Raw genomic sequence first — 9,903 nt, forward strand, 5'->3', positions numbered from 1 at the left:
CGGCTGTGCTGCTTCCTCTGCTCGCGCTCCTCCTCCTGGTCGCCGGCTGCTCCGACGTCAACGGCACCGGCGACCTGGAGTACGTCGCCGGCGACGGCCGGGTCGTCGAGGTCGCCGCGTCCGACCGGGAGGACCCGGTCGAGATCAGCGGTACGACGGTGCAGGGCGAGCCGCTCGACCTGACCGACCTGCGGGGCAGGGTCGTGGTCCTCAACGTGTGGTGGTCCGGGTGCGGGCCCTGCCGCACCGAGATGCCGATGCTGGTCCAGGCCGCGCAGGAGCTGGGCGAGGAGGAGGTCGCCTTCGTCGGCATCAACATCCGCGACCTGGCACCGGAGAACGCCGCCGCGTTCGAGCGGGACCGGGGTGTCGACTACCCCTCCCTGTACGACCCCGGCAGCGAGACCCTGCTGCGGTTGGGCAGCTACGCGCCGTACGCCCCTCCGGCGACCGTGATCCTGGATCGCGACGGCCGGGTGGCGGCCCTGATCAACGGGCCGATCCCGTCGAAGAGCACACTGACCACGCTGGTCGACGACATCGGTGCCGAGTCCGATGGGTGAGTGGTTCCGGGAGCAGGCCTTCTCGGGGGCGCTCGGTGTGGCGGTGCCGGTCGCGTTCGTGGCGGGCCTGATCTCCTTCTTCTCGCCCTGTGTCATCCCGTTGCTCCCCGGCTACCTCTCCTACGCGACCGGTCTCTCCGGCGCGCAGCTCGCCTCCGGGGAGGCCGCGCGCCGCCGAGGCCGGATGGTCCTGGGCGCGATGCTGTTCGTCCTCGGCTTCGCCGTGGTCTTCGTCGTCGCGGGCACCGCCTTCGGCGGGCTCGCCGGTCCGCTCCAGCGCTGGGGCGACACCGTCACCGTCGTCCTCGGCGTGCTGCTCGTGGTGCTCGGACTCGTGTTCGCCGGGGTCGTCCCCTGGCTGCAGCGCGACTGGCGGATCCACAAGATCCCGGCCGTCGGCCTGGGTGCCGCGCCGCTGATCGGTGCCATGTTCGCGATCGGCTGGACACCCTGCATCGGTCCCACCTTCGGCGCGATCCTCAACCTCACCTACGCCGAGGGCGGCACCGCCGTACGAGGGGGATTCCTCGCCCTCGTCTACGCGCTCGGACTGGGGCTGCCCTTCGTCGCCGCCGCCTTCGCCTACGAGCGGACGATCGGTGCGCTGCGCTGGGTGCGACGTCACCAGGTCCTGGTGATGCGGGTGGGCGGCTTCTTCCTGGTGGCCATCGGTGTCCTCATGCTGACCGGCTGGTGGGACCACCTCGTGCAGTGGGCGCAGCTGCAGACCGTGGAGTTCGGAGAGACCGCGGTATGACGACGGCGACCGAACGGCGCCCCGGTGAGCTGACCGCCCGCGAGCTCACCCGGTGGTCATGGCGCCAGCTCACCTCGATGCGCACGGCTCTGGTGCTGCTGCTCCTGCTCGCCCTCGCGGCCGTGCCCGGCTCGGTGATCCCCCAGGAGGGTGTGGACTCGCTCGCCGTCACCCGGTGGAAGGACGAGCACCCGAAGCTGACCCCGGTCTACGAGCGGCTCGACCTCTTCTCGGTCTACGACTCACCCTGGTTCTCCGCGATCTACCTCCTGCTCGTGATCTCCCTCGTCGGCTGCATCGTGCCGCGGCTGTTCGTGTACTTCCGTGCGTTCCGAGCTGAGCCGCCGGCCGCGCCGCGCCACCTGACCCGGATGCCGGTGCACGCCACGTTCCGCACCGAGCAGTCGCCGGCGGAGGCGCTCGCCCATGCCCGACAGGTGTTGGGTCGCCGGCACCGTCTGCGCCGCACGACGGGAGGTGACGACTCCGTCGCGGCCGAGAGGGGCCACCTGCGCGAGGCCGGCAACCTGCTGTTCCACCTGTCCGTGCTGATCGTGCTCGCCGGCTTCGCGGTGGGTGGCCTGTGGGGCTACCAGGGCGGCGTGATCCTCGTCCAGGGCAGCACCTTCAGCAACAACCTCACGCAGTACGACGACTTCAAGCCCGGCGGCCTGTTCACGACCCGGCAGCTCGACGACTTCCGGTTCAGCGTCGACGACTTCCGGGTCGAGTGGCTGCGCGAGGGACCGCGCGCCGGCCAGGCCCGAGGCTTCGAGGCCGACCTGTCCTACCGGCGTGGCACCCGGAACCCCGACGACTACACGCTGCGGGTGAACCACCCGCTCGAGATCGACGGCACCGAGGTGTTCCTCATCGGCCACGGCTACGCACCCGTCGTCACCGTCCGCGACGGCGAGGGCGACGTCGCCTACACCGGGCCGACGCCCTTCCTTCCCCAGGACGCGAGCTTCCTGTCCTTCGGCGTGGTGAAGGCGGCGGCCGCGAAGCCCGGCCAGATCGGGCTCGAGGGGCTCTTCTACCCGACGTTCGAGATGATCGACGGCGACCCGGTGACGGTCTTCGGCGACGACCTCCAGCCGACGCTGTCCATGCTCGCCTACACCGGCGACCTGGGCCTCGACTCCGGCGCCTCGCAGTCGGTCTACGTGCTCGACAAGAGCGAGGCGACGCTGGTCACCGGCGAGGACGACAAGCCGTTCCGCGTCGACCTCCAGCCCGGTGACACCGTCGACCTTCCCGACGGCCTCGGCTCGGTCACCTTCGAGCGGGTCGAGCCGTGGATCCGGGTCCAGATCAGCCAGACCCCCGGCAAGGAGGTCGCACTGGGCGGCGTCGTGCTCGCCCTGATCGGGCTCTGCGCCTCGCTGTTCGTGCGGCCGCGACGAGTGTGGGTCCGCGCTCTCGCGTCGGACGGAACCGACGGCGATGTGCCGACCGGCGACGGCGAGGACACAATGAACGGCTCGGGCGGCACCCTCGTGGAGGTCGCCGTACTCGATCGCTCCGGCAACGGCGAGACCGACCAGGTCCTCGCGGACCTGCTGGAGCAGCTGCAGGAGGCACCGAAGTGACCAACGCCGCGTGGGAGACGCTGAGCAACCAGGCGATCGCGACGGCCGGCCTGGTCTACTTCCTCGCCCTGCTCGTGCACCTCGCCGAGTGGGCCGCGGTGCGGCAGCCGCGGGAGGGTCGCGAGCTACAGGTCGCCGCGGCGGCCGGCGGGTCTCGTGACGGTCGCAGCGCGACCTCCTCGACCTCCGAGGCCTCCTCGGGGCGGGTGGCCTTCCTCGGCCGCCTCGGCTTCCTGCTCACCGCGCTGGCCGGTGCGGTGCACCTGGTGGCGCTGGTGGGGCGCGGGATGGCCGCGGATCCCAACCGGGTCCCCTGGGGGAACATGTACGAGTTCACGATCTCGGGCACGTTCGTGGTGACGCTGCTCTACGTCGCGCTCTACAAGAGGTTCGGCCTGGGCTGGATGGGGCCGCTCGTGGTCGGCTTCGTGGTGACCACGCTGATGGTCGCGGTGATCTGGCTGCACGACGAGGTCGCGCCGCTGACCGAGGCCCTCAACTCGCCCTGGCTGATCATCCACGTGGTGTCGGCGATCATCGCCACCGGCACGTTCACGCTCGGCGGCATCGCCTCGGTCATGTACCTCGTCCGGGCGCGCGCCGAGCGACGCGCCACCGAGTCCGGCGCGGAGCTGACGGGCTGGCTCGCGCGCGTCCCGAACCTCCCTGCGCTGGACCGCCTCGCGTACCGGGTGCACGCCTTCGCGTTCCCGGTGTGGACCTTCGCCGTGCTCATCACCGGCCCGATCTGGGCGCACGAGGCATGGTCGCGCTACTGGAACTGGGACCCGAAGGAGGTCTGGGCGTTCATCACCTGGGTCGTGTACGCCGGCTACCTCCACGCCCGCGCGACCGCGGGTTGGAAGGGCCGCAACGCCGCGGTCCTGGCGCTCATCGGTCTCGCCACGCTGTGGTTCAACTTCATCGGGATCAACTACTTCTCCTCGACCAGCCAGCACTCGTACGCCGTCGAGCGGGTCGTGGAGGTCCGGTCGGTCGAGAGCTGACCGGCACGGCTCAGCGCTTGAGCGAGGGATCCCAGCGGTTGGCGATCAGCTTGAAGCTCGGAGTGTCGTGCAACGAGGTCATCGCCTCGTAGATGCGCTCGTACCGGGTCGACGCGATCCGCCAGGCGCCGTCCGGGTCCAGGCGGTAGGTGTCGACGTAGTAGCCGCCGCCGCGGATCTGCACGTGGAAGTCGGGCACGATCACGGTGTCCTCGAACGCCCACGACCCCGTGGCGGTGTCGCCGTCGACGTCGATCTCGGGGTGGTTGGCGATGTGGACGGTGACGATTCCGGGTCCGAGATTCTCGGACATGAACGCGACGACGTCGGCCCGGTTGTCATAGTGCAGCGGCTTGTCCATCGCCTGCGTGCCGTAGCGCGCGACGACATCCTCGGTCAGGCAGTCGCCGAACTCGTCCCACAGCTTGAGGTCGAGGGTGCGGAAGTAGCGGTGCTTGAGGCGCTTGATCGCCTCGATCGCGGCAAGGTCCATGACCCGCACCCTAGAACTTGTTCTAGTTAAGGTCGACCCCGTTGCCTCGGCGGGGAGCCGGGTCAGCCGTCCGGATCCGACGGCGGCTGCGGCTTCTGCTGTTTGCGCCGCCGGCGCTCCAGGTCCCGGAGGAAGGCCTCGTCGTCGTCAGGGGCGAGCGGACGTGTCGGAGGCTTCGGCCGCATAGGCCTGCGCTGCGCCGTGTGGCCGCCGCTCCCGCGATCCTGCATCCAGCGGATCGCGAGGTAGGTCACCGCCGCGAAGATCACGACTACCAGCAGGAACTTCACCTCTCCAATGTAGGTCGCCGCCGGTCATCTCGTGCACGATCCCCGAGACGGCTGTGGCGGGGCGCACGGCCTACCCTTGAGGAGTGAAGGAGTTCTGGATCTACACCCTCATGCGGCTCGGTCTCTTCGTCGGAGCGTTCTGCATCGTCTTCGGCCTGTGGTTCGTGATCGCCGACGAGGTCCCGGTCGTGTGGGTCGTCGTGATCGCCTTCATCATCAGCGGCGTGCTCTCGCTCGTCCTCCTCGACAAGCAGCGCGCCGCGTTCGCGCAGAAGGTCGAGACCCGGGCCGGCCGGGTCTCGGAGAGGTACGAGGAGATGCGGGCCAAGGAGGACGACAGCTGATCGGTCGCCGGCTGCGCTCCGTGCAGCCTAGGCGAGCACGAGGCCGAGCCCGGCCAGCACCGCCCAGCCCAGCTCGGCCACGCCGGTCTGCTGCAGCACCGGGATCAGCGCCGGGCCCTGAGCGCCGCCGAGCACGGTGCGGGCGCCGGCGAGGGCCGGAACCAGGAAGCCGAGCCCGAGCAGGGCCCACCAGGTCGTGAGCAGGGCGAGCACGACGAGTGCGGCGGCCGCGATCGCGACCAGCAGCACGAAGGACAGCCGGGTCCGCCGCTCACCGAGGCGGACCGCGAGGGTCATCTTCCCCGAGACGGTGTCGGTCGGGATGTCGCGCAGGTTGTTGGCGACGAGGATGGCGCAGGCCAGCGCTCCGACGCCGGTGCCGGCGGCGAGGGACGCCCAGCCGAGCGGCTCCCACGACTCGGTCTGGACATAGGTGGTGCCGACGACCGCGACCAGCCCGAAGAAGACGAAGACCATCAGCTCGCCGAGGCCGAGGTAGCCGTAGGGCTTCGATCCTCCGGTGTAGAACCAGGCGGCCAGCACGCAGAGGAGACCGACCGCGAGCAGCCACCAGGCGGTGGTCGCGGCGAGGGCCACTCCGGCGGCGCCGGCGACGCCGAAGGACACGAACGCCGCGCGCTTCACCGCTCCCGGCGTGGCGAGGCCCGAGCCGACCAGCCGGAGCGGGCCGACCCGCTCGTCGTCGGTGCCGCGGATGCCGTCGGAGTAGTCGTTCGCGTAGTTCACCGCGACCTGCAGCGCGAGGCTCACCACCAGGGCGAGCGCAGCCTTCCACCAGACCTCGTGGCCGTCGTACACGGCGAGCGCGGTGCCCGCGACGACCGGCGCCACCGCGGCCGGGAGGGTCCGCGGGCGGGCGCCCTGAATCCAGTGTGCGGGTGTGGCCATGATCCGCCGATTCAAGCAGGTTGCGGCGCGGGGGCTCCTGCCAGGTGGCGTTCGGCGGCGCGCGACGCGGGATGGATCGCCACGGCCGCCACGACGATGATCGCGGCGATCACCAACCACCCGACGGTGCCCAGCTCCAGGGCCAGGAAGGTGTACGCCGCAGGTGCCCACACCGAGCCGACGGTGAATCCCAGCTGGGAGACGCCCTGGTACTCGCCGCGCCGGGCCGGGTCGGACAGCTCGGCCTGGAGGCCCCACTCGCCGGCGGACTGGAAGAGCTCGGCACCGGTCACCGTCACGTGACCGATCCAGACCAGGGCGATCGTCACCCAGCCCACGGTGTCGTGGGTGACCAGCACGATCCCGCAGGAGAGCACGAAGAAGAACGCGCCCCGACGCTGGGCGCGCAGCGAGTCCGCCACGGTGGTGATGCCCCGGGCCGCCGCGACCTGGAGGAAGACGGCCATCAGGGTGTTGGTGCCGAACAGCCAGGCGAGCAGCACCCGCGGCGCGTCGGTGGCCTCCACCAGCCACAGGGGGATCACCACGTTCAACAGGACCTGATGCGTGGCGAGCACGCCGCCGCAGATCGACATCAGCAGGTAGCCGCGGTTGCGGAGCGCGCTCTGCCGTGCGACGTCGCCGGTGAGAGCCGCGCCGACCACCGCCTCGACGGCCTCCTCCAGGGGCTCCTCGTGCTGGATGTGGTGGACGGCGTCGGGGAGTCGTGAGACCAGGACCGCGTTGAGGGCCAGGATGCCGGCGGTGACCATCGGGACCGCGCGGATCACGTCGTCGCTGTTGGTCGCGAGTGCGATGCCTGCCAGCAGTGCGCCGAGCGTGTAGCCGACGTTGCGGGCGGCGCGGAAGTACGCGTTGGAGGCGACCCGCTCCTCACGCGGGAAGGTGTCGAACCGGTAGGCGTTGCGTGCCGACCGGGACCCCGTCGAGACCGCCTCCAGCACGACCATCGTCGCCACGAAGCCGGCCATGCCGTCGACGGGCAGCCAGGCGAGGTAGAGCACCGCCTCGATGAGCGCGCCGACCGCCCACACCCGCTTGGCGCCGTACCTGTCGCTGAGCCTGCCCATCGGGACCGCCAGGAAGAACGTCACGACACCGGCGATCGTCAGCCCGAGGCCCACCTGTGCGGCGGAGAGTCCGACGATCTGGGTGAAGAAGACCGCGCTGCCGGTCAGGAAGACGCCGTCGCCGAATGCGGAGAGCACCGACTGTGCGGAGAGGCGGCGGACCAGCGGGGTCGGGCCGGCGAGCCGGGCGAGGCGCTCTGGGAGGTATCGCGACATCACGTGAGCTCTACGCCCGAGTCGGTGGTGCACATCGCCGACATTCTCTTGCCGGGAAGTAGCGTCTGTCTCGTGGATTTCCTGACGGCGCGGGGTGACGTCGACGACATCGTGGGCCGGCTGCGCGCGTGGCTCTCCCTCGCCGACACCGCGGCACCCGGGCTGGTCGTCGAGACCTCGGGATCCACCGGAGCCCCGAAGCGGGTCCTGCTGCGGCGCTCGGCCCTGCTGGCGTCGGCCCGGGCGTCCGCGGCCCGGCTCGGCGCCTCGGGCCCGTGGGTGCTCGCCCTGCCGCCGTCGTACGTCGCCGGCGTGCAGGTGCTCCTGCGGTCCCTGCTCGCCGACCACCGGCCGGTGGTCCTCGATCGTGACGGCTGGCCCGACGACGACGGATGGTTCGTGTCGTTGGTGCCGACCCAGCTGACCCGGATGCTCGAGTCCCACGATGACGTCGAGGCGCTGCGCCGGGCGCACACGGTGCTGCTCGGCGGCGGCCCGATCGGCCCCGCCCTCCGGGCACGGGCGGCTGACCTGGGGGTGAGCGTCGTCGCGACTTACGGCTCCGCGGAGACCGCCGGCGGCTGCGTGTACGACGGCCTCCCGCTCGACGGCGTCGCCGTCGCTCTCGGCGAGGGGGGCCGCATCCGGATCGCCGGGCCCACCCTGTTCACCGAGTACGTCGACCAGCCGGCGATGACGGCCGAGGTGCTCGTCGACGGGTGGTTCCACACCTCCGACGCCGGCCGCTTCGACGAGGACGGGCGGCTGGTGGTGGTCGGCCGGGTGGACGACGTGATCGTCAGCGGCGGGCTCAACGTGCCCGGTCCCGCCGTGGCCGCCCGGCTGCGCGAGCATCCCGCGGTCGCCGCGGCCGAGGTGCTCGGCGTGCCGGACCCCGAGTGGGGGCACCGCGTGGTCGCGTTCGTCGTGGGCCGGGTCCCTCTCGACGAGCTCCGCGACTGGGTCGGGCAGGAACAGCCACGTGCGTGGGCGCCGCGGCAGGTCGTCATGCTCGACGAGATCCCCCTGCTCCCCAACGGCAAGGCGGACCGCCAGGCGCTGCTCGCGGTGGTGGGATCGGACGCGTGAAGGTCGTCGCGATCCCCCTGCGCACCCGCTTCCGCGGCATCCAGGTCCGGGAGGCGGCCCTGCTGCGCGGACCCGGCGGCTGGGGGGAGTGGAGCCCCTTCCTGGAGTACCCGCCCGAGGTCGCCGAGCCGTGGCTGCGCTGCGCGGAGGAGGCCGCCGCCGGGGACTGGCCCGCCGCGGTCCGCACCACGGTGCCGGTCAACGTCACGGTGCCGGCGGTCGACCCCGACCGGGCCCACACCATCGTCACCGACGGCGGCTGCCGGACGGCCAAGGTCAAGGTGGCCGAGCCGGGGCAGTCCCTCGCCGACGACCAGGCGCGGGTGGAGGCGGTGCGCGACGCGCTCGGTCCCGACGGCCGGATCCGGGTCGACGCGAACGGCGCGTGGTCGGTCGACGACGCCGTGGCGGCGATCCGGCTCCTCGACCGCGCGGCCGGCGGCCTGGAGTACGTCGAGCAGCCCTCGGCGACCGTCGAGGAGCTGGCCCGGGTCCGCCGCCGGGCCGACGTGCCGATCGCCGCCGACGAGTCGATCCGCCGGGCCGAGGACCCGTTCCGCGTGCGGGACCTGCGGGCAGCCGACATCGCGGTGCTCAAGGTGCAGCCGCTCGGAGGGGTCCGCGCCTGCCTGCGGATCGCCGACCAGATCGGCCTGCCGGTCGTGGTGTCCTCTGCCCTCGAGACCTCGGTCGGGATCGCGGCCGGCGTCGCCCTCGCCGCGGCGCTGCCCGAGCTGCCCTATGCCTGCGGCCTGGCCACCGTCCAGCTGCTCACCGCCGACGTCGTCGCCGAGCCGCTGCTGCCGGTCGCCGGGGCACTGCCCGTGCACCGGCCGAAGGTCGCCCTCGGCCAGCTCGACCTGCTCGCGGCGGCCCCGGACCGGGTCGCCGAGTGGGAGGCCCGGCTCGCCGCCGTCCGCGCCCTGCGGGAGGATCACCACTCGTGACCCCACCGACGAGCCCGGGTGACAGCGCCACCGCCCTCGCCGGCGCGCTGGTCGACTGGCTGGCCACGGCGGGCGTCACCGACGTCGTGATCGCACCGGGGTCGCGCAACGCGCCGTTGTCGTTCGCGGTGTGGGCGGCCGCCGAGGGCGGACGGGTGCGGCTGCACACCCGGATCGACGAGCGCACGGCCGGGTTCCTCGCCCTGGGCCTGACGAAGGTCGGCGCCCGCGCCGCCGTACTCACCACCTCCGGCACTGCCGTGGCGAACCTGCACCCCGCCGTGCTCGAGGCGGTCCACGCCGGGATCGGGCTGGTCGTGGTCTCCGCCGACCGCCCCGCGCGGCTGCGCGGGACCGGCGCCAACCAGACCACCGACCAGGTCGGGATCTTCGGGCCGATGGTCCGGACCCACGACGTGGCCACGATCGCCGCGCTCGAGTCGATCGACGCGCCGCCCGACGGGGTCGTGCACGTCAACCTCCAGCTGGACGCGCCGCTGGTGCCGGAGGAGCCGGTGCAGGCCGCCGGCGTGCCTGCGCCACGCGCGGCGTCCGTGGTCGCGGGGTCCGGTGGTCTCTCGCCGCGCGGGTCTGCGGGGAACCCG

Annotated in this window: 12 protein-coding genes; 8 read left to right on the top strand and 4 right to left on the bottom strand. The window is 72.1% G+C overall.

What is annotated here, in order from left to right:
* Positions 1-5: 5 nt before the first annotated feature.
* Genes E7Z54_RS02720 through ccsB form a run of 4 tightly spaced genes read left to right on the top strand, consistent with a single transcriptional unit; the run spans position 6 to position 3,919 of the window.
* A complete protein-coding gene (locus E7Z54_RS02720) occupies positions 6-563 on the top strand; it encodes a TlpA disulfide reductase family protein (protein ID WP_240769483.1) in 558 nt (185 codons plus the stop codon).
* Positions 556-1,320: a cytochrome c biogenesis CcdA family protein gene (locus E7Z54_RS02725; RefSeq protein ID WP_136431470.1), complete on the top strand. Its 765-nt coding sequence runs from the start codon at positions 556-558 to the stop codon at positions 1,318-1,320. Before E7Z54_RS02720 ends, E7Z54_RS02725 begins: the two co-directional genes overlap by 8 nt.
* A complete protein-coding gene (resB, locus tag E7Z54_RS02730) occupies positions 1,317-2,912 on the top strand; it encodes a cytochrome c biogenesis protein ResB (RefSeq protein ID WP_136431471.1) in 1,596 nt (531 codons plus the stop codon). Before E7Z54_RS02725 ends, resB begins: the two co-directional genes overlap by 4 nt.
* Entirely contained in the window at positions 2,909-3,919 is a 1,011-nt protein-coding gene (gene ccsB, locus E7Z54_RS02735; RefSeq protein WP_136431472.1) for a c-type cytochrome biogenesis protein CcsB, read from the top strand. The genes resB and ccsB overlap by 4 nt, the downstream gene beginning before the upstream one ends.
* A gap of 10 nt (positions 3,920-3,929) precedes the next feature.
* Here the strand turns inward: ccsB and E7Z54_RS02740 are convergent, their stop codons facing one another.
* Both E7Z54_RS02740 and E7Z54_RS02745 read right to left on the bottom strand, forming a co-directional pair.
* Positions 3,930-4,412, bottom strand: coding sequence for a nuclear transport factor 2 family protein (locus tag E7Z54_RS02740; RefSeq protein ID WP_136431473.1), 483 nt, complete (start codon positions 4,410-4,412; stop codon positions 3,930-3,932).
* A 62-nt stretch (positions 4,413-4,474) separates the two neighbouring features.
* On the bottom strand, positions 4,475-4,702 hold the full coding sequence (locus E7Z54_RS02745; protein WP_136431474.1) for a hypothetical protein: 228 nt from the start codon (positions 4,700-4,702) through the stop codon (positions 4,475-4,477).
* Positions 4,703-4,785: 83 nt separating this feature from the next.
* On the opposite strand from E7Z54_RS02745, the gene E7Z54_RS02750 reads away from it, so the two are divergent.
* Positions 4,786-5,046, top strand: a complete 261-nt coding sequence (locus E7Z54_RS02750; RefSeq protein ID WP_136431475.1) for a DUF4229 domain-containing protein — start codon at positions 4,786-4,788, stop codon at positions 5,044-5,046.
* A gap of 27 nt (positions 5,047-5,073) precedes the next feature.
* Here E7Z54_RS02750 and E7Z54_RS02755 read toward each other — a convergent pair whose 3' ends face one another.
* Both E7Z54_RS02755 and E7Z54_RS02760 read right to left on the bottom strand, forming a co-directional pair.
* Positions 5,074-5,955: a 1,4-dihydroxy-2-naphthoate polyprenyltransferase gene (locus tag E7Z54_RS02755; RefSeq protein ID WP_136431476.1), complete on the bottom strand. Its 882-nt coding sequence runs from the start codon at positions 5,953-5,955 to the stop codon at positions 5,074-5,076.
* An 11-nt stretch (positions 5,956-5,966) separates the two neighbouring features.
* Entirely contained in the window at positions 5,967-7,262 is a 1,296-nt protein-coding gene (locus E7Z54_RS02760; protein ID WP_136431477.1) for an MFS transporter, read from the bottom strand.
* Between the two features lie 72 nt (positions 7,263-7,334).
* Here E7Z54_RS02760 and E7Z54_RS02765 point away from each other — a divergent pair, with 72 nt between their 5' ends.
* From E7Z54_RS02765 to E7Z54_RS02775, 3 genes are all read left to right on the top strand, one after another.
* Complete coding sequence (locus E7Z54_RS02765; RefSeq protein WP_240769484.1) at positions 7,335-8,351, top strand: AMP-binding protein; 1,017 nt, start codon at positions 7,335-7,337, stop codon at positions 8,349-8,351.
* Positions 8,348-9,298, top strand: coding sequence for an o-succinylbenzoate synthase (locus E7Z54_RS02770; RefSeq protein ID WP_206055971.1), 951 nt, complete (start codon positions 8,348-8,350; stop codon positions 9,296-9,298). Before E7Z54_RS02765 ends, E7Z54_RS02770 begins: the two co-directional genes overlap by 4 nt.
* On the top strand, positions 9,295-9,903 hold a 609-nt coding region (locus E7Z54_RS02775), incomplete at its 3' end, for a thiamine pyrophosphate-binding protein (protein WP_276606195.1). The genes E7Z54_RS02770 and E7Z54_RS02775, both read left to right, overlap by 4 nt.

This window comes from Nocardioides sp. (assembly GCF_004803405.1).
Lineage (GTDB): Bacteria > Actinomycetota > Actinomycetes > Propionibacteriales > Nocardioidaceae > Nocardioides > Nocardioides vastitatis.